General features: G+C 30.6%; 24 protein-coding genes. 4 read left to right on the forward strand and 20 right to left on the reverse strand.

What is annotated here, in order from left to right; translation table 11 throughout:
• Nucleotides 1–762: 762 nt before the first annotated feature.
• The 3 genes from LQ609_RS05875 to modA are packed head-to-tail and all read right to left on the reverse strand — an operon-like array spanning nucleotide 763 to nucleotide 2,816.
• Entirely contained in the window at nucleotides 763–1,362 is a 600-nt protein-coding gene (locus LQ609_RS05875) for an ATP-binding cassette domain-containing protein (protein ID WP_078356993.1), read from the reverse strand.
• Between the two features lie 6 nt (nucleotides 1,363–1,368).
• A complete protein-coding gene (gene modB / locus LQ609_RS05880; protein WP_078356994.1) occupies nucleotides 1,369–2,037 on the reverse strand; it encodes a molybdate ABC transporter permease subunit in 669 nt (222 codons plus the stop codon).
• 11 nt (nucleotides 2,038–2,048) lie between these two features.
• Complete coding sequence (modA, locus tag LQ609_RS05885; protein ID WP_239734438.1) at nucleotides 2,049–2,816, reverse strand: molybdate ABC transporter substrate-binding protein; 768 nt, start codon at nucleotides 2,814–2,816, stop codon at nucleotides 2,049–2,051.
• Nucleotides 2,817–3,079: 263 nt separating this feature from the next.
• Between modA and fdhD the strand changes: the two genes are divergently transcribed.
• The gene (fdhD, locus tag LQ609_RS05890) at nucleotides 3,080–3,880 is read left to right on the forward strand and encodes a formate dehydrogenase accessory sulfurtransferase FdhD (RefSeq protein ID WP_239734439.1); all 801 of its coding nucleotides are present in this window, start codon (nucleotides 3,080–3,082) and stop codon (nucleotides 3,878–3,880) included.
• 92 nt (nucleotides 3,881–3,972) lie between these two features.
• Here the strand turns inward: fdhD and LQ609_RS05895 are convergent, their stop codons facing one another.
• The 5 genes from LQ609_RS05895 to LQ609_RS05915 form a co-directional block, all read right to left on the reverse strand.
• Nucleotides 3,973–4,719, reverse strand: a complete 747-nt coding sequence (locus tag LQ609_RS05895) for a GNAT family N-acetyltransferase (RefSeq protein ID WP_078356997.1) — start codon at nucleotides 4,717–4,719, stop codon at nucleotides 3,973–3,975.
• 14 nt (nucleotides 4,720–4,733) lie between these two features.
• Nucleotides 4,734–5,285, reverse strand: a complete 552-nt coding sequence (locus LQ609_RS05900; protein WP_078356998.1) for a biotin transporter BioY — start codon at nucleotides 5,283–5,285, stop codon at nucleotides 4,734–4,736.
• A 71-nt stretch (nucleotides 5,286–5,356) separates the two neighbouring features.
• Complete coding sequence (locus tag LQ609_RS05905; RefSeq protein WP_115337166.1) at nucleotides 5,357–6,217, reverse strand: ROK family protein; 861 nt, start codon at nucleotides 6,215–6,217, stop codon at nucleotides 5,357–5,359.
• A 9-nt stretch (nucleotides 6,218–6,226) separates the two neighbouring features.
• Nucleotides 6,227–6,892, reverse strand: a complete 666-nt coding sequence (locus LQ609_RS05910; protein WP_239710564.1) for a FadR/GntR family transcriptional regulator — start codon at nucleotides 6,890–6,892, stop codon at nucleotides 6,227–6,229.
• Nucleotides 6,865–7,548, reverse strand: coding sequence for a FadR/GntR family transcriptional regulator (locus LQ609_RS05915; RefSeq protein ID WP_218702852.1), 684 nt, complete (start codon nucleotides 7,546–7,548; stop codon nucleotides 6,865–6,867). The genes LQ609_RS05910 and LQ609_RS05915 overlap by 28 nt, the downstream gene beginning before the upstream one ends.
• A 152-nt stretch (nucleotides 7,549–7,700) precedes the next feature.
• Here LQ609_RS05915 and LQ609_RS05920 point away from each other — a divergent pair, with 152 nt between their 5' ends.
• Complete coding sequence (locus LQ609_RS05920) at nucleotides 7,701–8,570, forward strand: N-acetylneuraminate lyase (protein WP_078357002.1); 870 nt, start codon at nucleotides 7,701–7,703, stop codon at nucleotides 8,568–8,570.
• 30 nt (nucleotides 8,571–8,600) lie between these two features.
• Complete coding sequence (locus tag LQ609_RS05925) at nucleotides 8,601–10,109, forward strand: sodium:solute symporter family protein (protein WP_078357003.1); 1,509 nt, start codon at nucleotides 8,601–8,603, stop codon at nucleotides 10,107–10,109.
• A gap of 776 nt (nucleotides 10,110–10,885) precedes the next feature.
• Here the strand turns inward: LQ609_RS05925 and LQ609_RS05930 are convergent.
• Entirely contained in the window at nucleotides 10,886–11,821 is a 936-nt protein-coding gene (locus LQ609_RS05930) for an ABC transporter substrate-binding protein (protein WP_239734440.1), read from the reverse strand.
• A 172-nt stretch (nucleotides 11,822–11,993) separates the two neighbouring features.
• The gene (locus LQ609_RS05935) at nucleotides 11,994–12,365 is read right to left on the reverse strand and encodes a YbaN family protein (RefSeq protein WP_078357005.1); all 372 of its coding nucleotides are present in this window, start codon (nucleotides 12,363–12,365) and stop codon (nucleotides 11,994–11,996) included.
• Between the two features lie 145 nt (nucleotides 12,366–12,510).
• On the opposite strand from LQ609_RS05935, the gene LQ609_RS05940 reads away from it, so the two are divergent.
• A complete protein-coding gene (locus tag LQ609_RS05940) occupies nucleotides 12,511–13,449 on the forward strand; it encodes a DMT family transporter (protein WP_078357006.1) in 939 nt (312 codons plus the stop codon).
• A gap of 49 nt (nucleotides 13,450–13,498) precedes the next feature.
• On the opposite strand, the gene LQ609_RS05945 is transcribed toward LQ609_RS05940, so the two are convergent.
• The 10 genes from LQ609_RS05945 to LQ609_RS05990 form a co-directional block, all read right to left on the reverse strand.
• Nucleotides 13,499–14,668 (reverse strand): acyl-CoA dehydrogenase family protein, encoded by a 1,170-nt coding sequence (locus LQ609_RS05945; protein ID WP_239734441.1) that lies wholly within the window; start codon nucleotides 14,666–14,668, stop codon nucleotides 13,499–13,501.
• Nucleotides 14,669–14,857: 189 nt separating this feature from the next.
• Nucleotides 14,858–16,249, reverse strand: a complete 1,392-nt coding sequence (locus LQ609_RS05950; protein ID WP_078357008.1) for an L-cystine transporter — start codon at nucleotides 16,247–16,249, stop codon at nucleotides 14,858–14,860.
• A gap of 258 nt (nucleotides 16,250–16,507) precedes the next feature.
• On the reverse strand, nucleotides 16,508–17,176 hold the full coding sequence (locus tag LQ609_RS05955; RefSeq protein ID WP_107510008.1) for an ABC transporter ATP-binding protein: 669 nt from the start codon (nucleotides 17,174–17,176) through the stop codon (nucleotides 16,508–16,510).
• Nucleotides 17,177–17,187: 11 nt separating this feature from the next.
• On the reverse strand, nucleotides 17,188–18,108 hold the full coding sequence (locus tag LQ609_RS05960; protein WP_107510007.1) for an ABC transporter permease: 921 nt from the start codon (nucleotides 18,106–18,108) through the stop codon (nucleotides 17,188–17,190).
• Entirely contained in the window at nucleotides 18,105–19,271 is a 1,167-nt protein-coding gene (locus LQ609_RS05965; protein WP_239734442.1) for an ABC transporter permease, read from the reverse strand. Before LQ609_RS05965 ends, LQ609_RS05960 begins: the two co-directional genes overlap by 4 nt.
• Nucleotides 19,272–19,290: 19 nt before the next feature.
• Entirely contained in the window at nucleotides 19,291–20,790 is a 1,500-nt protein-coding gene (locus LQ609_RS05970; protein ID WP_239734443.1) for a DUF6583 family protein, read from the reverse strand.
• Between the two features lie 80 nt (nucleotides 20,791–20,870).
• Complete coding sequence (locus tag LQ609_RS05975) at nucleotides 20,871–21,479, reverse strand: C39 family peptidase (RefSeq protein WP_078357013.1); 609 nt, start codon at nucleotides 21,477–21,479, stop codon at nucleotides 20,871–20,873.
• A gap of 82 nt (nucleotides 21,480–21,561) precedes the next feature.
• Nucleotides 21,562–21,918 (reverse strand): transcriptional regulator, SarA/Rot family, encoded by a 357-nt coding sequence (locus tag LQ609_RS05980; protein ID WP_078357014.1) that lies wholly within the window; start codon nucleotides 21,916–21,918, stop codon nucleotides 21,562–21,564.
• 340 nt (nucleotides 21,919–22,258) lie between these two features.
• Nucleotides 22,259–22,612, reverse strand: coding sequence for a hypothetical protein (locus LQ609_RS05985; protein ID WP_088368994.1), 354 nt, complete (start codon nucleotides 22,610–22,612; stop codon nucleotides 22,259–22,261).
• Nucleotides 22,612–23,664 carry an LLM class flavin-dependent oxidoreductase gene (locus tag LQ609_RS05990; protein ID WP_218703067.1) on the reverse strand — a complete coding sequence of 351 codons (1,053 nt, stop codon included), beginning with the start codon at nucleotides 23,662–23,664 and terminating at the stop codon, nucleotides 22,612–22,614. The genes LQ609_RS05985 and LQ609_RS05990 overlap by 1 nt, the downstream gene beginning before the upstream one ends.
• Nucleotides 23,665–23,793 lie beyond the last annotated feature (129 nt).

The raw sequence follows: 23,793 nt of genomic DNA on the forward strand, positions 1-23,793 counted from the left end.
TTTTTATATTAGGGGATTACCTATACATTGTTACGAAATCCCTATTGTGTTAGTTATGACATTTTGTAAAGAGGGACATAATTCTGAGTAATGTCCGTAAGAGGTCTCGTTAGGGACATAATTACGAGTAATGTCCGTAAGAGGTAGTGTTAGAGACATAATTCCGAGTAATGTCCGTAAGAGGTGTTGTTAGGGACATAATTCTGAGAAATGTGCGTAAGAGGTGCTGTAAGGGACATAATTCTGAGTAATGTCCGTAAGAGGTAGTGTTAGGGACATAATTACGAGTATTGTCCGTAAGAGGTAGTGTTAGGGACATAATTCTAAGTAATGTCCGTAAGAGGTGTCGTTAAGGACATAATTACGAGTATTGTCCGTAAGAGGTACTGTCGCTAAGGAGCACTATTCGGAATTCTGCCAGTTAGAACTTTCTAAGGAGCATTATTCAGAATTTTGCCAGTTAGCTCAGTCTAAGGAGCACTATTCGGAATTCTGCCAGTTAGAACTTCCTAAGGAGCATTATTCAGAATTCTGCCAGTTAGATCTTTCTAAGGAGCACTATTCGGAATTCTGCCAGTTAGAACTTCCTAAGGAGCATTATTCAGAATTCTGCCAGTTGGATCTTTCTAAGGAACACTATTCAGAATTCTGCTAGTTAGCGCAGTCTTAGGAACACTATTTATATTCAAAAATAAAAATCCCCAACCCGAAATATCGTTTCGGATTGGGGGATTTGCTTAATTAGATATATACTGATCTATACTATTTTATTTCAATTACTTCGTCTGCTAGTGTTTGAACTTCTTTTTTTGAATGAGATACAAGTATAATTGGAATTTGCCATGTTTTAAATATATATTTTATAAGTTCCATGCCTTCTTCTTTAGTTTCATCATCTAAACTTGAAAATGGCTCGTCTAATAAAAGTAAGTTTGGCTTTACGCTGAGCACTCTACATAATGCAACTCTTTGTGATTCTCCACCTGACAACGTTGATGGATATTGGTTTAAGCAATTTGCTATACGTAAATGATTGATTAACTGCTCTGTTTCTTTATTTGGCGACTTCATATAATGTATATTTTCTTGTACGGTCATATGGGGAAATAGTTGATAATCTTGAAATAAATATCCAATTTTTCTATCTTGAACTTTTATAAGATGTTGTTGGTAGCTTAATTTTTCTTTTTGAATTTCAATATTATATTCTTCCGCTTCTTCTAAACCAGCAATAATATTTAATAACGTAGATTTACCTATACCTGATTTCCCTACTATGGCATAAATTTTAGGTTCTGTAGATTGGATATTTAATGTGATTGTTCTATTTTTAATTAGCTTTTTTATAAAAATTTTAATCATAAATACCTACTCCCACTTATGACTCTTTTGATTTAATAAATTGAGTGAACTGATTACGCATACCGCAAATGCTATGAGTACAATAACCCATAACCAAGCTTTATGTTCTTCACCAGCTTGTACTAAGAAATATATTTCTAAAGGAAGTGTGTTGGTTAATCCTGGTATGTAACCTGCCACCATAAGTGTTGCACCAAATTCTCCTAATCCTCTAGCAAAGCTCATTACAATTCCTGAGAAGATAGACCGTTTTGATAAAGGTAAGATAATTGTTCTAAATATTTTACCTTCACTCGCTCCCATTGTTCTTGCTGAGTTGAGCATTTTCGGGTTAATTGATTGAAAGCCATTTATAACATGTTGATACATTAAAGGTAAACTTACGATCACTGCTGCAATTACAGCACCAACCCATGTAAAAATGACATTAATATGAAATACATCATCTAAAAACTGTCCAAAAATCTTATTTTTAGAGAATACAATTAATAATACAAATCCCATAACAGTTGGAGGTAAGACAATTGGTAGCATAATTACACTTTCAATAATTGGCTTTAATTTACCTTTATAGTTGAACATCAATTTAGCCAGAATTATACCTAAGATACATACGATGATTGTACTTATTAATGTTACTTTTATCGATATCCATAATGGCGTTAAATCTGGCATAGTCTTATCCCCTAACCTTCAAAGTGATATGCTTTAAATATTTCTTTTGCTTCTTTAGATTTTAAAAATTCAAACCATGCTTTTGCTTCTTTCTTATCTGTAACAAGTCCTGCTCTATATATAATTGGTTCATCTAATGGTGCATCTGCTAACTTAACTACATTATCTACTTTTTTATCTTTTCCTTTATACATATCAGTAGCATATACAAATCCAGCTTCAGCATTTTCTTTTTGGACGTAATTCAATACTTGTTTTACATCTTTTGCAAATACAAAAGTACTTGTCATACCTTCATATAAATCTTCTTTTTTCATATAATCTATCGCATAACGACCTGCTGGTACGCTTTTCGCTTCTCCGATAGCTACTTTATCTGGTGAGCTAACGTCTCTTAATTCTTTAACAGTAGAATTCTTATATTTTATGATAATGAGTTTGTTTTTAGCATAATCATAAACTTTAGAAACTTTATTTTCATCTTGTAGTTTATCAATATCTGAAGTATTAGCAGACATCATGACGTCTACATCTGCTCCAGCTTCTACTTGTTTACGTAAACTACCTGAACCACCATAGTTGAATTTGATATTTGTATTAGGATGTTTTTTGTTAAATTCTTTTTCCAGTGCTTTCGTTACATCAGTTAAACTTGCTGCAGCTGACACAGTTAATGTCTTACTTTCAGATTCCTTTTTAACTTTATCTTGATTAGACTCTGTGTTACAGCCAGCTAATACTAATAGTAAAGCTATTACTAACATTAATAATCTTTTCATTATTTTGTTCCTCTCTATAGTAAAGAATATATAAACTTAATTTACACCTTTCAATATGTTTATGAAACCCTTGTGTATATTTTTTCACAAATACTCCTTAAAATCTATCTTAATTTTTATAAATAGGCATTTCTCATTGATTTTTAAGGACACTCCCTTACTTTGTTATTTTATAAAAATTTGCTAAAAGTTCTTTTTCTTTAACTATCAACCATTTATAAGTAATATTAACTTATCGAGAAATATATAAATGGGGAATATATATGAAAAATAATATGACTTATAATCAACCAATTTTAAAATTTAAAAACAATAAATTTATAGATACAACAGATTGTTACGTAAGTGAATTCCCTCTCACAATCATGATTAATGGCGAAGAGTTTGCTACTATTATTTGTTCACCAAATAATTTAAAAGAACTCGTTATTGGATTTATTGCATCAGAAGGTGTCATCATAAAAAAAGATGAAATTAAACAGATCTTAATAGATGATTCTAAAGGCTTTGCCCACGTAGAACTAACTAAAGAAATCAATCCTGATAATAAAAAGTATACACAACGAATGATTTCCTCTTGTTGTGGTAAAAGTAGAGCGTTTTATTTTAATAACGATGCCGTAACTGCTAAAGTATCTCAATCAAACTTAACCATTAGTCCTGAACAAATTATAAACATGATGGATAAGCTACATACAGAAAGCAAGATATTTAAAGAAACGGGTGGATTGCACAATGCAGCTATAAGTGATGGACATTATTTTTATGAACACCGTTCTGATATCGGTAGACATAATGCTCTTGATAAGTTATTCGGTTATTGTATAGAACATGATATTCCTATACGTAATAAAGTACTTATATTTAGTGGTCGTATTTCCTCGGAAATATTAATTAAAGCAGCAAAAATTGGTGTAGGTATTATTTTATCAAAATCAGCTCCTACTAATTTAGCAATTAACTTAGCAGAGGACTTAAATATAACAGCAGTAGGTTTTATTAGAGACGATAGCTTTAATGTTTATAGTCATTCAGAGAGAATCATTACAGATAATCAAGATTGAAAAAGCTTGATATAAGCATATTTTAATCTGTCATCTACTCCCAATATAAAGATTAGAGGCTCGGACAATTCATGTGTCCGAGCCTCTAATCTTTATTCATATTCTTTAAGCGCTTCATATTGATAACCACTATATATATAACCTTGTTTGACGTACATATCTTTAGCAGTATCTTCACCATCCGCCACTAATATAATTGGCTTTTCTTTAGCAAAGTCTGCAACAAAAGCTTGCATCTTTGTACCTATACCTAACTTTCTATAGGATTCTCTTACAGCAAAGCTATCTAACTCTACATAAGTTTCATGATTCCAAATAAGTAATGTACCAGCTGGTTTACCTTTATAATATGCTAATACTTGAACAGGATTATCTTTATTTAATTGTTCTTTACTGACTTCAATTTTTAAATTTGCATAATCTGTACCGTATTTTTTATCATACTCATAAGAAAGATTTAAAAAATCAACAAGATTATCTTCATTAGTTGTTACAACATCAATATCATTATGATTTTTACTTATAAATTGCTTATCAGTATTAATATATAATTCGATCCAACTATATTCATAACCTGTTTCTTTTAAATACGCTCCTAAAGAATCATCTATCTTATGATTTTCAGGGAAGACAAATTTTAGAAACGGTTGTTCATGTTGATCATGTAATTTTTTTAACATCTGTTCATCTTTTTTGAATGTTTCCAAATCAGGCATGAGTTTGTATACTATTTTATTTGAATCATATTGAATATGCTTATCTAAAGTATGATATTGGATATATCGATCTGTTTCATTCAATACATCTCCATCTGTTACTATATCTATAAATGAAACCATGTTATTTCACCTCGTTAATTATTTCTTAACCTTTTAATTTCCGGTATGTTCTTTAAACTAAATAATAACATAGTTGCTAGTATTGCTTTAACAATATCTCCAGGAAGAAATGTAGCTGCTAATATGTATCTTTTTGAAATTGATATGTTCATAAATTCACCCATGAAAAATCCACCAATTAAGTTTAGTAATATTACCCCGATAATAATATTAACTGTTAATGCATATGCAAATGTTAACTTCTTCCACTTAAAATCTATAAATAAGCCAATTAAAAATGCAACAACTGGGTAACCAAATAAATATCCGGCAGATGGTCCGAAGAATACACCTAAACCACCTCTTCCACCAGATAACAATGGTAGACCTGTAGCAACAAGTAATAAGAATATAACAACACTTGTTGTACCTCTTTTATATCCAAGTAAACAACCTGCCAAAATAATACCAATATTTTGTAATACAATAGGAACTGGCATAAATGGTAGTGGTATTGGTGGTATAAATGCCAATACTGAAATAAATGCTGTAAACATTGCTATCATAACGATATCTTTAGTCTTCAATTTCTTCACTCCTAATATTAGATATCGATATTATACCACATTGTTAACTTCATTTAAATATAGGTTAACGATTAGTTGTAAAATGTTGAGACTGCTCCATACAATGCTGAATCATTACCTTTAGATGTTGTTTCAATAATTGCATGACCATAATTTTCAGGAAGATAATCGTCTATAAACGGTTCAATTAATCCAATTAGTCTTTCTTCTTGTTTAGATATTCCCCCACCAATTAAAATTAGTTCAGGATCAAACATGATTTGAATTTGAGCAATACCTTCCGCAACGTGATTCGCCCATTCTTTTAATATTTTCATAGCTTTTTCATCATTTGCGTGTGCTTTATTAAATAATTTTTCAACAGTAATAACTTCCTTATATTGTTCTTGAATGGAAGTTTTCAATGCTGTAGTTGATCCTCTATCTTCATATGTCTTACCCGTATTTTTATCATATAATAAATACCCGATCTCACATGCTCTATATTGTTTACCTTCTAATAATTTATCCTCGTAATACGCTCCACCAATTCCTGTACCTATCGTTAATAAAAATATAGATTTGACATCAGTATTGTAATCAATTAACTCACCTAATAATGCACTGGAAACATCATTGTTAATCTCAACATTTCCAGCGATATCTGTTAATGCTTTTTTAAAATTAGTACCATTATAGTACGGAATTGTCGGGCCAGCATATGTGATTTCCCCTTTTTTTGAATCTACAACACCAGCAGTAGATATACCAACATCAGGATTATTTAAGTTGAACTCTTGTTTATAAGTTTCGATAATTCTTATAACCTCTTTAACAATGCCTCTATCTTTATTATTTGGGGTCTTTACTTTTTGATAGCTATATAAATTTTGTTCTGAATCAATAACTCCAGCTTTTATAAAAGTGCCTCCAATATCTATTGCAATTTTCATAGTATCCTCCTATTTTGACAAATGTTGTGTCATCAACTCTTTCGCCAATTTAACATCTTTATTTGAGATGGCGTCTACAATTTGTTTATGTGTTTCACTCGTTTTGATATAGTCTATATCTTGCCCTTCTTCTTCAATATGATAGAAATACGATTGTATAACTGAGCTCAGTTGTTCAAATAATATATTGCCTGTTGAATGCAAGATAGATTGATGGAATGCTTTATCGTTTTCATAATGATTTTTTACTTCTTCTTTAACGATAGCTTTCATCTGACTTATATCTTTATCTAATTTAACAATCTCTTCGATAGCAGCACATTCAAATATAATTCTTAAGGAAAGTAAATCTTGTTTTGAACCATTAGCGACTTGAAAGCTAAACAAGAAACCTTCTACTAAACTCGAAACATCTGGTGCTTTAATTAAAGTTCCTCTTCCTTGTACTGTTTCTGTTACACCTGTATGTTCAAGATAACTCAAAGCTTCTCTCACAACTGATCGACTTACGCCATACATTTCTGTAAATGCCCTTTCTGTTGGCAATCGATCTCCTTCAGTTAAACCTTTATCTAAAATATATTGCTTAATTTCTTGTAAGACTTGAGATTTTAAACTTTGAACTTCTATTTTATTTAATTTACTCATCATTTTTGCTCCAATTCTTCTATCCATTCAATAACTCGAGACAGATGCCTATTAATAATTGCATGTGCTAAAGATAAATCTCTTGATTCTATCGCTTGTATAATTTCACCATGCTCTTTATAAGACTTTTCAATATCCTCTTTATCAACAATTTGATTAAACTGATTTTTATCGAAGTACTCTTTAATTACTTTACTCATCGTAATTAAAGTCTGGTTGTCAGTAAATAAAATAATCGTTTCATGAAAGGCAGAATCATATTGAGCTAATTTTTGAGATTGCTCAAGTGCATTATAGTAAATTTCGTTTATATTTCTTAGTTTCGTTGCATCGATTGGAATTTTATTCTCGATAATTAATCGTATCGCACCTAACTCTAATATTTTACGGACTTCTAATAATTCTTTTATTTTGAAGCCATGTACTTTCATATGAGATTCAAATAGCATAGATAAATGGTTGTTTTTGTCAGTAATGAACATTCCACTTCCTGACTTAACTTGTATAAGCCCACTTTGTTGCAATCGACTAATTGCTTCTCTCACTACAGTTCTACTAACACCAAGTTGCTCGATTAGCATTTTCTCTGAAGGCAGTTTATCTCCATTTTTAAATTGATGTTCAGTTATATATTCTTTTAAATTTTCAACTGCTACATCAACTAACGATGTTCTATTCATCATGATTTACTACCTCCTCTTTAATAATTTATTTTATCATAATTAACTCTACAAATAATAAAAACGATTGACATACGTAATTGTATTCGCTTACAATATGATTATAAATTGGTCTGACAATATTATCAATATATAAATAAAAAGGAGTTTTTAAAATGAAAGGTTTATATTCTGCTTTACTAGTACCGTTTGATGAAGAGGGAAATATTTTAGAATCTGGTTTAAGACAAATCATCCGTCAAAATATTGAAGAACAAAAAATTGATGGATTATACGTTAATGGTAGTTCTGGAGAGAATTTCTTAATGAATACTACTCAAAAAAAGAAAGTCTTTGAAATCGTTAAAGATGAAGTTGGCAATGAAATAACACTTATTGCTCAAGTTGGTGCAATAGATTTAAATGAATCAATTGAGTTAGGTAAATATGCAACTGAACTTGGTTATGATGCTTTATCTGCAGTGACACCGTTCTATTATCCATTTAGCTTTGAAGAAATTAAATACTATTACAATGCAATAATTGAAGCTACTGGAAACGATATGATTATTTATTCAATACCTGCTTTAACAGGTGTTAACTTATCCATTCAACAATTTGAAGAGTTATTCGAAAATGAAAAAGTTATTGGAATCAAATACACTGCAGCTGATTTCTTCTTATTAGAAAGAATTAGAAAAGCTTTCCCTGATAAACTGATACTTTCTGGATTTGATGAAATGCTTATCCAAGCAGCTGTTTCAGGTGTTGATGGTGCAATTGGATCTACATACAATATTAACGGTCAACGCGCGAGACAAATTTTTAATTTGGCAAAAGAAGGCAAAATCCAAGAAGCATACAAAATTCAACATGAAACAAACGACATTATAGAACAAGTACTTGCATTAGGTATCTATCCAACATTAAAAGCTGTTCTTTCAACTAAAGGAATTGAAGCTGGAGCTGTTAAACGTCCATTAGCACCTCTAGATGATGCTTCATTAGAAAAAGTTAAAGAACTCGTTTCAAAATACAACTTATAATTTATTGATGAACAAAGGGGATGTCATACTATGAATGAAGTAGGTTTTGGTACTGGAAACTGGATAGCATTAATCATTTATTTATTAGCAACATTATTAGTCGGCGTATACTTCACAAAGAGAGCCGGACAAGATACAGAATCATTCTTTAAAGCAAAAGGAAGGATCCCTGCTTGGGCTGTAGGTTTCTCAATATATGCCACTACTTTAAGTGCTATAACATATATGGGAACACCTGAAAGAGCATTCAATACGGATTGGTCTTACGCAGCTGGGAACATAGCTATTATCGCTATCATACCTTTGCTTATATATTTCTATATTCCATTTTTCAGAAAGCTTGATGTTACAACAGCTTATGAATATTTAGAAGCAAGATTTGGTATAGTATTACGTGTCATTGGATCATTAGCATTTACTTTATTTCACATTGGTCGTGTTGCAATCGTTATTTATTTGCCAACACTAGCCATTACATCTGTTTCAGATATTAACCCATATTTAATCGCTGCATTAGTAGGATTATTATGTATGGTCTATACATTTTTGGGTGGTATCGAAGGGGTTATCTGGAGCGATGTTATACAAGGTATTATTTTAATTGGTGGTGCAGTTGCTGTTATCTTCCTTGGTGCATTTCAAATCGATGGAAACTTTGCAACTGTAGCTCAAGAAGCGATGCAAGACAAAAAATTAATTTCTGTAGACAACTGGAAATTCGGAACAGCAGCGGCTGCAATTCCAATTATATTCATTGGTTCTATATTTAATAACTTACATCAATATACTGCCAGTCAAGATATCGTTCAACGTTATCAAACAACAGGTTCAGTATCATCAACAAATAAATCATTATGGACAAATGGGATATTAGCATTTATAACAATTCCTATTTTCTATGGAATGGGAACAGTATTGTATTCCTTCTATAATAATGTATCAACATTACCAGAAGGATTTAACACATCAGCAATCGTACCATATTTCATACTTACACAAATCCCTCCATTTGTTGGTGGATTATTAATAGCAGCAATATTTGCAGCAGCACAATCAACAATTTCATCAAGTTTGAATTCAATTTCAGCGTGTGTCATTGTCGATTTAAAGCAACGTTTTTCTAAAAATAATAACTCTGAACATGATGTATTATTTGCAAGAATCGTTATTATCATTGCAGGTATTTTTGGTACAATAGCTTCATTATATTTAATCAATCAAGAAACAAATGAAACATGGGACTTATTCTTGCTTGTAACAGGATTATTCGGTGTACCGATAGCCGGTGTGTTTGCAGTAGGTATCTTTACTAAAAGAGCAAATTCGTATGGCGTTATTATCGGCTTAATCGTAGCAGCAATCGTATCTTACTTTATCGGTAAAACAGAAATCACACCATTTACAGTATCAGTTATTGGTTTCTTCATAGCATTTATCGTAGGATATTTAGCAAGCTTACCATTCTCAAAACACAATAAGAATATCGTAGGTTTAACAATCTATACAATTAACGATCAGTATGTAAAAGACACTAAATAAATTTTTATTAATAAATAGAACAAAACAGAGAAAATCCTAGGGTTTTCTCTGTTTTGTTCTTTTCTAATATTGGGAGTAAGAAGAATTGTGCTCCTTAGAAAGTTCTTACTAGCACAATTCCGAATTGTGCTCCTTAGACTGCGCTTACTGGCAGAATTCTGAATTGTGCTCCTTAGATTGTTCTTACTGGCAGAATTCTGAATTGTGCTCTTTAGATTGTTCTTACTGGCAGAATTCTGGATTGTGCTCTTTAGATTGTTCTTACTGGCAGAATTCTGAATTGTGCTCTTTAGAAAGTTCTTACTAGCAGAATTCTGAATTGTGCTCCTTAGATTGTTCTTACTGGCAGAATTCTGAATTGTGCTCCTTAGAAAGCTCTTACTAGCAGAATTCTGAATTGTGCTCCTTAGAGTGTTCTTACTGGCAGAATTCTGAATTGTGCTCCTTAGAAAGTTCTTACTAGCAGAATTCTGGATTTTGCTCCTTAGACACTACCTCTTACGGACATTTCTCAGAATTATGTCCCTAACACTACCTCTTACGGACATTTCTCAGAATTATGTCCCTAACATTACCCCTTACGGACATTTCTCGGAATTATGTCCCTAACATTACCCCTTACGGACATTTCTCGGAATTATGTCCCTTACACTACGTATTACGGACATTTCTCGGAATTATGTCCCTTACATAATACAAAAACGCGCATTCATTAGGCTTAACTAATGAATGCGCGTTAATTTATTTATAAGCATCTCAATTCTAACTTATATTTTTTATTTATCAGCTTTTTTAAGTAACTGTTCTTTCAAGTATTTACGTTGCATTTCTAATGAATATGGATCGTTATACCAGAATGTTTCTGCATCTATTTCAATTACTTTATCATTTTTAACTGCTGGTATAGATTTCCAAGCTTCTGTTTTTGTGAATTCTGGTTTAGGTTGTCCTTTTGATAAAGGTAAGAATAGATAATCTCCTGAATATTTTTCAATTTCTTCTTGAGATATTTTTTTCCATCCGTCTTTCTTAACATCTTTATCTACACTTTCAGGCATTTTTAAATCAAATGCTTGGTATAATACTTCAGTTCCTCTACCCCAGTTTTCACCATAAGTATATATATCTTTTTCAAATGCTTCTATAACTGAAACTGTTGTATCTTCACCGATTTTTTCTCTAATTTCTTTTCCATCTTTTGCTGTTTCTTTTTTCCATTTTTCTACCCATTCTTTAGCCTTGTCTTCTTTACCTACTAATTTACCAAGTTCTACTTGCATATCTAGGTAATTATGTTTTACGTAATCGTATGGAATTGTTGGTGCTATTTTTTCGTATTTCTTCAAGTTCTTATCTGAATTGTATGTAATGATTAAATCTGGTTTCAATTCTGCTACTTGCTCAACATTGTCTTCACCAACTTTCTTAATGCCTTTGATTCTATCTTTAAGAATTGGTGTTTGATCTGTTGAAGCTGGTACGCCTACTGGTTTAACTCCTAAATGTAATAATCCACCTACATATGATGGTGCCAAAACTACAATACGTTTAGGTTCTTTCGGTATATCTATTTTTTTCCCGTCGTCTAATTTATAACTTACTGTTTCTTTACTTGATTTAGTTTTGCTATTGCTTTCTTTATCATCTGATTTGTTACCACAAGCAGCAACTATCAATGCTAAAGCCATAACTAACGTTAAAAGTTTTCTCATAATTGTCCTCCAATTGATAATGAATATCATTCGCATCTTTGTTTATTATATAACTGTTATTATGTTATAGCAATAACATTTTTCAATTTTTATAAAACTTATTTACTAAAAATTTTCAAAAAAAATCTATCGTAAAGTTAAGTTACACCGCTTCAACGACAGATAATAAAAATTATTTATTTTTAGCTGGCAATGTTTTAACAAATGTAAATAATACAACTGTTTGGAAAAACAGCATAATGCACAAACCAATTCTTATATATAAATGATCAATCATCCAAATTGAAAAGCCTACTACGATATATACACTTATTAGTAGTTCGAATTTTTTCTTTAATGTATACCCTTTATATTTTTGAAAATCTTCTACATATTCTTTATATACTTTCGTACTTACAAGCCATTTATGGAATCTATCTGAACTTTTTGCAAAGCAAAATACTGCCAATAATATGAATGGTGTTGTTGGTAATAAAGGCATAACTGCACCTATAAAACCTAAAACTGTTGCAATTGTACCTACCGATATTAACACGTACTTCATGTGGTAACCTCTCTTCAAACTGATACCTTCATTATAAGAATGTGGTATCTATAATTGCAAGTAAAAAAATCGCAACTTATTGTTTATTAATATCCCAAATGCTAAAATTAGTTAATTAACATCATTCAGAATTGAGGGACCATAATTGCAAAATAATCAGTTAAAAGGTACCATGCTCGTTATGTTTGGTGCTACATTTTGGGGGTTAGGTGGCACTGTTACAGAGAAACTATTTACTGAATATGGCTTACCTATTTCTTTATTTGTAGCAGAGCGTTTAATTTTGAGTGGCTTTTTCTTATTATTAATTGCTAAATTTATTCAAAAACAGCATTTAACACATATTTTTAAAGTTAAACATTCATTATTACAACTCATCATATATGCATTATTTGGCATGTTAGGGGTACAATACACATTCATGGCTACGATTGATAAGGGAAATGTTGCTATTGCCACACTATTACAGTTTTTAGCGCCAGTTGTTATATTACTTTATTTACTAATAACTAGAAAAAGTAAATTTAGATGGGCAGATATTATTATAATTGTATGTTCTTTATTCGGTACTAGCTTACTTTTAACGAATGGTGATTATTCTACATTATCTGTTCCACCAAATGCAATTGTGTGGGGATTGTTAACAGCTTGTGCTGCTGCTTTTTACACTGTTTACGCAGTGAAATTATTTTTAAATTGGCCATCACTTGTTGTTATTGGCTGGTCAATGTTTATAGGTGGAATTGCGTTATCTTTAATCAACTTAGATTTTTCTTTTCCATGGCATTTACTAGATTTGAGAGGTGCTATTTACTTTGCTTTTGTAATTACTTTCGGAACGATGTTTGCATTTTGGATGTATTTAGAAAGTGTAAAGTATATAAGCCCTCAAACTACTGCATTATTTGGTGTACTTGAACCTGTAACAGCTGTTATTTCTTCTGTTCTTTGGTTAAAGGTTCCATTCGGGATATATCAACTTGCCGGTATGATTGTAATTCTCGCTGTCGTTCTTTATATGTCAATTGGAATGAAACCTAGACGTAAAAAAAGGATAAAAGCACAACAAAATAGTGACTTTTAATAATAAAAAAGACGAAAAATTATCTAATGTTAATTTTTCGTCTTTTTTATTATTGAATGTTATTTCTTTCTTCTCGTGCTTTCTTAGCTAATTTTGTAATAGTGACATCATCCATTGGCGGATTATGTAATCCAGCACGAATATCTCTATAATATCTTTGTAATGGTCTTTCCATTTGTAAGCTTTTCGCACCAACGATTCTCATTGCAATATCTATAATTTTGATTGAATGATTTACGACAACATGTTTAGCTACACCGAGTTCAACATCTATTTGCGCATCAGTTATTGAAGGATTTAAATACTTATCTATCACACTATAAATATAATGTCTTGCTGTAGTAAGCTCTAATTCCATATTTCCGATATTTTGTTGTACTGCTGGAATATCAGCTATAACACCTTCAATACTTCCAGGGCTATATTCATTTGCAAAATCGATTGCATAATCACGAGCCGCTTGACCGATACCTAAATAAACTGCAGGAATATGAAGATTCCACGGATTTATATTATTTCCTCTCGGTGCATTAGCAACTTCTACTAAATATTTTTCATGAATTTTAACATCGTCTAACACTAAATCATGGCTTTCAGTAGCACGCATACCTACCATATTCCAATTTTCAGCAATAGATAAGCCTTCTGTATCTCTAGGAATCAAGAAAAATCCAAGCGCTTCTTTTTCTGGGACATATGCTCCTACTAAAAAGTGTGTTAATCTTTGACTCATTGTAGTAAAAGTTTTAACACCATTTATAATATAATGGTCTCCTTTATGTTCAGCGTTTGTACTTGGTCTCGCACCTCTTGTAGGGCTACCTGTCTCCGCTTCACTTACGGCTCTATTTACAATCGCACCATTCACAACTTCTTTTGCAAATTCGTCTAATAATTCTTTAGTCCATAATTTTTCTTGATAGATTTGGCCAACTACTCCCATATGCCATCCAATTGCTAAAGCTGTTGCGCCGTCTATTTTACCTAATGTTTCTTGAAATAATACGACATCTTCTGGAGTTGCACCTTCTCCGCCGTAAGATTTTGGAAGTACAGTTTTAGTATATCCTTCTTCAATTAACCAATTAATATTTTCATATGGAAATTCTGAATTTAAATCATTTTTCTCTGCATACTTTTGCAATGATTCTTTATGATCTTCTATTTTATCTATCCATTTTTTCTGGAATTCATTTTTAATAAATAAATCTCTACTCATTGTGTCCACACTCCTTAATAACACTTTATCATTGTACTTAATTGCTTTCAATATTAATCCGACTATATTGATAAGTTTTTAACAAAAGAAAAACTGCCAACTAAATCGGAGACTTTGTCGACAGTTTAAAACAAAGCTGATGATTCATGTGATTATCAGACTTTGCGCTTTATTTTAAGTGATTAAATATTAATAAGACTCGCCTAATTCATTAAAGTCTTGATCATTATATACATCTTCATCTAATTGACCTGTCATTTTAGCAGTTGCTGTACCAGCTAACATGGAATCATTGACATTCAATGCTGTTCTACCCATATCTATAAGTGGTTCAACAGATATTAACACACCTGCTAATGCAATAGGTAAATTCAATGTAGATAGGACAAGTATAGCAGCAAATGTCGCGCCACCACCTACACCGGCTACACCAAATGAACTAATTACAACTACACCTATAACTGATAGGATAAATGGTAAATCTATATCTATACCAACACTTGGTGCAATCATCATTGCTAACATAGCTGGATAAATACCTGCACATCCATTTTGCCCTATAGATAAACCAAATGAGCCGGCAAAGTTTGCTACGCCTTCTGGAACACCTAAACGAGTCGTTTGAGTTTGTACATTTATTGGTAAAGTTCCTGCACTTGATCTAGATGTAAATGCAAACAACAATGCTTCACTTGTCTTTTTAACGTATGTCACAGGGTTCAACCCAACAACTGACACTAATATTAAATGAATAATATACATTGTAATTAATGCGGCATAAGAAGCAAGAACGAACTTACCTAATGTCCATACTGCTTCAAAGTTACTTGTCATTACAGTTTTAGTCATAATCGCTAAAATACCATAAGGCGTTAATCTTAATACAAAAGTAACAATACCCATAACTAATGCATAAATCGCATCAATCCCTCTTTTAAGCAAGCTACCTTTTTCAGGTTCTTTTCTCATTACACGTAAGAAACTAAATCCTACAAATCCTGCGAATATCACTACAGCTATCGTTGAAGTGCCTCTAGCTCCAGTGAAATCTAAAAATGGATTTGCTGGTAATAATTCTATAATTTGGCTTGGTAAATTATTTGCTTCCATATCTTTAGATGTTTGTTCGATTTCTTGTCCACGACTATTTTCTACATCGCCTAAATCAATTTGTGAAGCATCCAAATTGAATAGCATTGCGTATATAATACCTACTAAAGCAGCAATAGCTACTGTTCCTATTAAGAAAGTAAATATCCAAGCTCCAACTTTAGCAAAATTTTGTCCAATCGTTATCTTTGTAAACGCAGATACTATTGAAATAAATATAAGTGGCATTACAATCATTTGTAATAGTTTCACGTAACCAGTACCAACAATATCAAACCAAGACGCTGTTGTTTCAGTAATTTTAGAATCCACACCATATATCAAGTGTAATGCTAAACCAAATACAATACCGATTCCTAAACCGATAAGTACACGTTTAGAGAACTTCACATGTTTCTTTGTTAAATAACCTAATAAACCTATAAATAGTAAGAAAACAATAATATTTATAACAATCCAAAACGTTTCCATTACTTGACCTCCCAATCCTTTTAATTCCGATACATTAAATAAGAATACACGTTAAAAATTTTATTTGCAATACGTTTTTATATTTCTAAATTTTTAGATAATTCATTAAAGACTCACGATTTCTTATCCTTAAATCTGAACTGAAATAATAAATCAAATTTAAGCATACAATTTTAAAATACAAAAAATAAAATACTCCCAATTCGTAATTATGAATTACGGCTTAGGAGTACTTTTCAGAACGTGAGTATATCATATTCAATTATGCAAACTATCTTCAAATTCCCATCCTTTTTCAGATAAAATATTTCGATAAAAAGAATCTTTTCCTATTAGTTTAATTTCATCTGCTAAACTTTCAACTTCATCCAAATGATGCGTAGTCAAAATAATAAGTCTCGATTCTTTTAAACTATTTAATAATTGGTGAATGTCATACCTAGATTTTAAATCTATCCCTACTGTTGGTTCATCTAAAATTAATATACTAGGATTACTTAATAATCCAATTAATAAATTGACCTTCCTTTTCGTCCCACCAGATAGTGCAGAAATTTTAGCTTTTCTTTCAAATAAATTAAGTTTTTCACAGTAGTCTTCTATAAGATTAGAAGAAATTGATTGTTTACTAAGCGCTTTAAAAAATTCAATATTTTCATTTACAGTCAGATGCTCAAACAAAGCTATGTCTTGAGGAATATATCCAATTTTTTCTTTAATTTCTCTATTACTTAATCGTTCTCCAAAGTACTTAACTGTACCACCATTTGCTTTTTCTAGAGCAGTTACGATTCTTAAAAGTGTTGATTTACCAGCACCATTTTCACCGAGTAATACAGTTAGTGTCTTGTCTTTAAAAGTCGTATTAAAATTTTGAAAGATTTGTTTATCCTTATAGCTTTTTGATAAATTTTCTATTGTAATCATCAAGACACCTCCTATATTTGGATATATAAATACAGACAACTAATCGCAATTGACCACATAATAGCCATAAATAACTTGTGGCTAAGTGTATTAATTTTAAATAACAATATACTTAAGCCAAACTCATATGCTATAAGGATACATAGTGTTGTTACATAAAATAAAATACTAAGTGACCATGACAGTATTAAACTTACAGACAAAATGATTAAAAATAACAAAATAACATGTGTCATGACATAAAAAGTATATAGCTTTAATTTTGTACCATTAAACATCATTAATCTGTCTAATGCTGCATTTTGCTTAAGACGTTGATGCAATACCACTTGGCTACAACTCACTAATAATAAAAGTGCAATTATTGCGCCAGCACTAATAGAAACATCCGCATTCTTTTTAACAGCATGGTGCTCCATTTTCGAGTGAGGTGTATCTTTTTTATATTCTTGTTTAATTTTATCCATGCTTACTTTATGGTCAGCTTTTTTTAAGTGATCTTGAATAATAACGGGTATCTGTTGTTTATACAAAGATTTACTAGTAACTTCTAAAGCAATTTCACCAATAAAATCATCTTTATAATATAGCAATAAGGCATCTTTTAATCGATTTTCTTTTAATCTATCACTGAAATCTTTTGGAATTTGTAAACTTACAATTGCTTCTTTCTTTTCAATAAAATCTTCAATATATGCTTCATCTTTCGAAATATGGATCACTTCTAAATACTTTGTTTGTTCTAAATTATGAATCAACTCTTTGGAAGATGCAGATTGATCCATATCTTGAACAGCAATAGGCATTTTGAATAATTTGTTTGATGTTGTTTGAGCCATTAAAACTACAGAAATTGTCAGAACCAATATTAACAGTAATACCACATATTGTTTCCATTGTTTCAAAACAACTAGATTGAACATTGGTTTCATTGGCGATACCTCCAATATATCGAGGTTGTCAGTAAGCCTATCATAATTAAAATATTCCAATAAAACATTGGGTGCAGATCAATAATGTAATTATTTAAAAGTAGCTCAAGCAATTGATTATACACAATTGTAAAAGGTAAACTTTCAATCAAACCCCCACTTAAACCTTTTAAATAAATAATAGGAATGATCGCACCTGAAAAAAGCAAAATTACTAACGTTAATCCTATCTTCAATATATAGTTGATTGCATTTCTAAACGCAATATCTATAAAGATAAATGAACAAGTTAAAAAGAATAAATAATATGATAAGCTCATAATAAGTGCATTTAAATTATACATTTCAAACTCCGGTTTAAGGAATTTAATTATTATCCATAAACCCACTACACTCCATAAAATTGTATAACCTAAACTAAATATACCTCTTACGATTGTGAGCTTTTCATACGAGAAATGGAACATGCTTAATCTTTCTTTCAATGCATCCTTTTGATTCATTTTTAAAATACTAAAAATAGAAAAGAAGAATAAAAATATAGATACAAAATAAATTGAAATCGTATAATAACTTAATGTATCAAATACTTTTACCGGTTCTTCATCAAAAGAACCACTTCTATTTAGCCCTGTAAATAACATATCCGTCATCATTGTTAATAATTCATTCTCTGTAGCATTTGGATAAAGTGAAGCATAAGACATTGCCCCACCCATAGATAACATTAACCGACTGTATACAGAATCTGTTAGCTGTAATATGATAATACTTTCCACTGATTGTGTATCAAAAGTATTAACTACAATTGGTAACTCTCCATTTTGATAAAAAGCTTTTGTCATTCCGTCCTTAAATATAAAATACCCATCAATTTTCTTTTTTTCTAATAAATTATGTGCTCGTTTCTCATTATAATGCTTTATTGAAAGATCATTACCTAATGATTGACCATCTCCAATAGCATTTAAAATCAATTTTGTTTCTTTAGACTGATCTTTATCAACTATTCCAATTGTAAAGTTGTCATCTTTTTGATTCATCTGGTTAACACCAATCATAATCGCTAACACAGCTATAAATAACAATAAAATATAGACAATTAAATACCACTTTTTAATTAAAAAAGAGTGGTATATGTTGAACAATTTGATTGTCGACATATTACCACTCCTCTCTTAACTATTGAAGTTCTTTAGCAAGATCTTCACCAATTTTTTCAGTTTTATCTTGCATTTCTTTTGTTAAATCCTCAACTTCTGAATCTGATAAACTATTAAAATCAATTGCGCCATCTTTTTTGAATTTAATGTCTTTTTTCAGTTCAGTATTACCATCCATAATTAACTTGATATTCTCTCCATTAACATCGAAATCGACATTTAATTTTTGCTTTTGCTGATTATTTTTAGTGTCAGTTGTCAAATTATGGTCGTAGTTAAGATCAAACGGTTGACTAGTTGCATCACTGAACGTTAATTTACCTTTGTCAGTACGTTTATCTCCATCTACTTTAGATGTGTTATCTAATTTTGCAGTTGTCTTACTGTATGAATTTTCTTCAATTACTAAATCATATTTATCTTTAATTTCATCACCATCAGTTGATTTACCTTTTAATGAAAGTCCACCATCTTCTCCTGGCATTGAAATTTTGTAATCTACTTGAACACCATCATCAATAACGTTTGTACCTTTGATATTAACTTTTTTATTATCTTGATTTGTAATTGTTAAATCACGTTTTAATATTTCTTTACCATCTACATAAATAATAGAATTGACTTTAGGATATTTTGATTCCTTTTCATCCTTAGCGTCTTTTAGTAAATCATTAATTTCTTTGTCGTAATCTTTGATGTTACCTTGTTTTTCAGCAATATTTTTGATATCTTCATCTTTTTTAGCTTCTTCAAGCATTGCTACAGTGATTTTTTTAGTATCTTTAGAACTTAATTTCATTGTTAATTTTTTCAATTCTTTTTCATCATCGAAAATTTTAACTTTTTCTTTATCTTTTTTAAAGTTATCATCATCTAACTGATCAACGAACAAATCGCTATAACGTTTAGATATTTTATCAATATCATCTTGAGATATTTGTGAACCAGATAAGATTGTATTTAAATTTAAAGAATCATTTGTGATCTTTTGTCCTTCAGTAGTTTCTAAAGGTTGACCTGATGCTTTTTCAACACCTTTTTTAATTTCATTATTTTTCACTTTGTAAACATCGTTAAATAATGGTGATTCTACATATTGATTATTTTTATCAGCACTCCATTGGAAGTTTCCAATTTTATTATCTGCAATTGTTGGTTCAATACCTAATTTTGAATTTTCTTTTTTAGGATCATGCCCTACATTTAACACTAAATTAGTAGAATCAACTACTGATTTTGGAACACCTAACTGTGAAATTAACGATTCAGGTAGTTCCGCTCCAAATTTTAATGAAGTTTCATATGACTCATCTTGCATTTTTTCTTGAAATTCAGCTTCATTTTCAAATCTATCATTGAAATATTCTTTCAATGATTTTGCAGATTCTTGTTCACTTAATAAGTATGTATTCTTCGGCGTATTTGTTAAAAAGTAATATGTTGCTGCTCCACCAATTCCCACTATTGCAATAAATGCTACTACAATTCCTACTATGAGTAACTTTATTTTAGTAGACATATAAACACCTCTTTTTTTTTATATTTATAATAATATCATAACAAATATTACAACTATATGGCATAATAATTTTTAAATATTTATATTTTTTTGAAAATACACATTTTTCCTGGTTTATTATAACTTTCAATCATTTTATTTTTATTTATTTTGATAATTTGTAATTTTGATGGCCACAATGCTGGAACGACCATTTTATTTTTGATACTTTTCCATAATGGATCTATATAGTAATAATGATTATCGTCAAAGCCTATTAACAATGTAACATGTATATTCGTCACAAACTCTTTTTCTTTATTTCCTAACTTGAATGTTTTATTTATCGGAGTCTGTCCTAAAGTTGTATGATAAATAACAACAGGGTTACCACTTTTAATTATTTTCTCTAAATCTTTAAGTTCTGTTCCAGTGCCATCTACTATATCAGTATCATATCTATTTAAAAATGAGGCTAATACATTAGGAAATATCGTTTGATGGTGACCAAACTTAATAAAAAAATGATTCCCTACATATCCTTTCTTTGGATCATAAGGATGAGTTGGCCAATCTCTCATAATGGTCGTCGCATCAACCTTTTTATTATAGTAATTTAACAACATTGAACATGAAGTACCTTCACATCCCATCATCATCGGAATAGGAAACAACTGACTTTTAGGTTTTACATTTAATAGTACTTTCATAACAGGACTCCTTATTTATAAATAACTATATAGTATAAATAAAATTAAAGTGCACCATAATGATGCACTTTACACAATAAATTTATAATATTTCGGCTTCGATTTCCATCAATAAATTCTTTATCTTTTTATGTTGTATTTTTGATACTTGGATGGCTACTGTTCGCTCATCTTTATCATTTCTTTTTTTAGAGATAAGACCTTTTTCTTTTAAATTTTGTACTGCTTTTGAAATATAATAAGGCTTGAATTTAGATTGTTTAATAATGTCTTTTACATTATAACAATCTTTCTCTCCTTTATATATATACACAAGTATATATATTTCTTCAAAAGACAATACAAACTCACTCTTAATTTTAGAAAGGTGGTCTTTCGCCTTTTTACTAATAAGTACTAACTCAACAATATTTCTGATTGATACTGATACTGTTTCCATTGCAAGCAACTCCTCAAGTTAAAATAGCTAGTTGTTGAATTGGTATATTGTGCAATCTTTAGAGTCTATAGCATATTTTTCCTTTTCAACACAATGAATTAATAATATTTATTATTTTATAATGAGTTATAAAAATATTCAATAAATTTTCAATAATTGACTTTTCAACATTCATATTTTTAGAATAAACGCTTTAGTATCAAGGGTTAAAGCGTTCAATCTTTAAAATGATTACCTATGTTCAATATTGGTTTTTATTATATTTTAAAAGTTTATTACTTTCCAAATATAAAAAGAGCGTACATTTAAGATCTAAATGTACGCTCTTTTTATATTGCTATTATTTTTTCTTACCAAGTGTATCAACAAAACTTAATGCTGATAAACCTAATAGTGTTAATGCATGTTTAGCACCTTTAAAGCCATGACCAGCTTCATAATGTTTGTATGCAGCTACGCCCATAACTGAACCTACAATAACTGAACCTAATCTAGATAATGATTTGCTGCATGTACTTAAGAATAAGAAAATTGATCCTACTAATTCAAGTCCACCTGCTATTTTCATTGAGTTTCTTGAAAGACCAAATCCTTCTTCAAATTGTTGAGCCATACCGTCATCATCTTTTACTTTTGGTTTACTTGCATCAAAAATTTGTTTACCTACATATACATTTAATAAATATCTTAACATTACTTAATTTCCTCCTTATTTTTCATATATTCATCTACTATCGGTTTTACCTTTTCTCCTAATAGTTGAATAGACTTTAATACTTTTTCATGTGACATTGAACCTACTGGTAAATGTAACATAAATCGATTAACACCAAGATCTTCATGCAGTTTAATAATTTTTGCTGCAACTGTTTCAGGACTACCTACAAACAATGCACCGTGGACAATTTCTTGTTCGAATTTCTCCATTGAATAAGGTGGCCATCCACGTTCTTTACCTAATTGATTAATAACATATGAACTAGATGGATAATATTCTTCTTTAGCTAATTCATCAGTATCGGAAACATAACCCCATGAGTGAGTCGCGATAGGTAATTGTGATGTATCAAAGCCATTAGACTCTGCTACAGCTTTATACATTGCTACATTACGCTTAAAGCGACTTGGCGCACCCCCAATAATAGCATAAGTAATTGGCAATCCCAATTTTCCTGCTCTCATCGATGATTCTGGATTGCCACCTGTAGCTAACCAAATTGGTAATTTATCTTGTACAGCTCTAGGAAACACTTGTAAATTATCAATTGCAGCTCTAGTTTGACCTTGCCAGTTCACTGTTTCATTTTCATTGATTTCTAGTAATAAGTCCAGTTTTTCTTTATAAAGTAAATCGTAATCTTTTAAGTCGTAACCAAATAACGGAAACGATTCTATGAACGATCCTCTACCAGCCATTATTTCTGCTCTACCATTACTTATAGCATCTAATGTAGCAAATCTTTGATATACTCTTACAGGATCATCAGAAGATAATACGGTTACTGCCGAAGATAATCTAATATTACTTGTCTGACTTGCTGCTGCAGCTAGTACAGTAACTGGATCAGAGACCGCATAATCTTCTCTATGGTGCTCGCCTAACCCATATATATCAAGACCAACTTTATCTGCTAGTTTAATTTCTTCAACTACTTGATTTATTCTTTCATGTGCAGAAAATGGTTCTTTCACACCATCAATAGGTGATATTTCAGCAAAAGAGGATAATCCTAATTCGAATTTCATATTCTCACCTCGATATAATTATTATACTAGGTATAATTATAGTACTAAAATAAAAAATGTCAACATTTAAATTCTAAAAAAGTAGCAGTGGTAAAAGCTATTGTCTTTAGCTTTTATCACTGCTACATA

Origin of the sequence: Mammaliicoccus sp. G-M28 (genome assembly GCF_022386595.1) — a bacterium.
Classification (GTDB): Bacteria; Bacillota; Bacilli; order Staphylococcales; family Staphylococcaceae; genus Mammaliicoccus; species Mammaliicoccus fleurettii.

What these genes read in the sequence shown, in the direction of transcription:
- LQ609_RS05875 (WP_078356993.1), bottom strand. Translation starts at nt 1,362, where the DNA reads ATGATTAAAATTTTTATAAAAAAGCTAATTAAAAATAGAACAATCACA.
- modB (WP_078356994.1), bottom strand. Translation starts at nt 2,037, where the DNA reads ATGCCAGATTTAACGCCATTATGGATATCGATAAAAGTAACATTAATA.
- modA (WP_239734438.1), bottom strand. Translation starts at nt 2,816, where the DNA reads ATGAAAAGATTATTAATGTTAGTAATAGCTTTACTATTAGTATTAGCT.
- fdhD (WP_239734439.1), top strand. Translation starts at nt 3,080, where the DNA reads ATGAAAAATAATATGACTTATAATCAACCAATTTTAAAATTTAAAAAC.
- LQ609_RS05895 (WP_078356997.1), bottom strand. Translation starts at nt 4,719, where the DNA reads ATGGTTTCATTTATAGATATAGTAACAGATGGAGATGTATTGAATGAA.
- LQ609_RS05905 (WP_115337166.1), bottom strand. Translation starts at nt 6,217, where the DNA reads ATGAAAATTGCAATAGATATTGGAGGCACTTTTATAAAAGCTGGAGTT.
- LQ609_RS05910 (WP_239710564.1), bottom strand. Translation starts at nt 6,892, where the DNA reads ATGGATAGAAGAATTGGAGCAAAAATGATGAGTAAATTAAATAAAATA.
- LQ609_RS05915 (WP_218702852.1), bottom strand. Translation starts at nt 7,548, where the DNA reads ATGATGAATAGAACATCGTTAGTTGATGTAGCAGTTGAAAATTTAAAA.
- LQ609_RS05920 (WP_078357002.1), top strand. Translation starts at nt 7,701, where the DNA reads ATGAAAGGTTTATATTCTGCTTTACTAGTACCGTTTGATGAAGAGGGA.
- LQ609_RS05925 (WP_078357003.1), top strand. Translation starts at nt 8,601, where the DNA reads ATGAATGAAGTAGGTTTTGGTACTGGAAACTGGATAGCATTAATCATT.
- LQ609_RS05930 (WP_239734440.1), bottom strand. Translation starts at nt 11,821, where the DNA reads ATGAGAAAACTTTTAACGTTAGTTATGGCTTTAGCATTGATAGTTGCT.
- LQ609_RS05935 (WP_078357005.1), bottom strand. Translation starts at nt 12,365, where the DNA reads ATGAAGTACGTGTTAATATCGGTAGGTACAATTGCAACAGTTTTAGGT.
- LQ609_RS05945 (WP_239734441.1), bottom strand. Translation starts at nt 14,668, where the DNA reads ATGAGTAGAGATTTATTTATTAAAAATGAATTCCAGAAAAAATGGATA.
- LQ609_RS05950 (WP_078357008.1), bottom strand. Translation starts at nt 16,249, where the DNA reads ATGGAAACGTTTTGGATTGTTATAAATATTATTGTTTTCTTACTATTT.
- LQ609_RS05955 (WP_107510008.1), bottom strand. Translation starts at nt 17,176, where the DNA reads ATGATTACAATAGAAAATTTATCAAAAAGCTATAAGGATAAACAAATC.
- LQ609_RS05960 (WP_107510007.1), bottom strand. Translation starts at nt 18,108, where the DNA reads ATGAAACCAATGTTCAATCTAGTTGTTTTGAAACAATGGAAACAATAT.
- LQ609_RS05965 (WP_239734442.1), bottom strand. Translation starts at nt 19,271, where the DNA reads ATGTCGACAATCAAATTGTTCAACATATACCACTCTTTTTTAATTAAA.
- LQ609_RS05970 (WP_239734443.1), bottom strand. Translation starts at nt 20,790, where the DNA reads ATGTCTACTAAAATAAAGTTACTCATAGTAGGAATTGTAGTAGCATTT.
- LQ609_RS05975 (WP_078357013.1), bottom strand. Translation starts at nt 21,479, where the DNA reads ATGAAAGTACTATTAAATGTAAAACCTAAAAGTCAGTTGTTTCCTATT.
- LQ609_RS05980 (WP_078357014.1), bottom strand. Translation starts at nt 21,918, where the DNA reads ATGGAAACAGTATCAGTATCAATCAGAAATATTGTTGAGTTAGTACTT.
- LQ609_RS05985 (WP_088368994.1), bottom strand. Translation starts at nt 22,612, where the DNA reads ATGTTAAGATATTTATTAAATGTATATGTAGGTAAACAAATTTTTGAT.
- LQ609_RS05990 (WP_218703067.1), bottom strand. Translation starts at nt 23,664, where the DNA reads ATGAAATTCGAATTAGGATTATCCTCTTTTGCTGAAATATCACCTATT.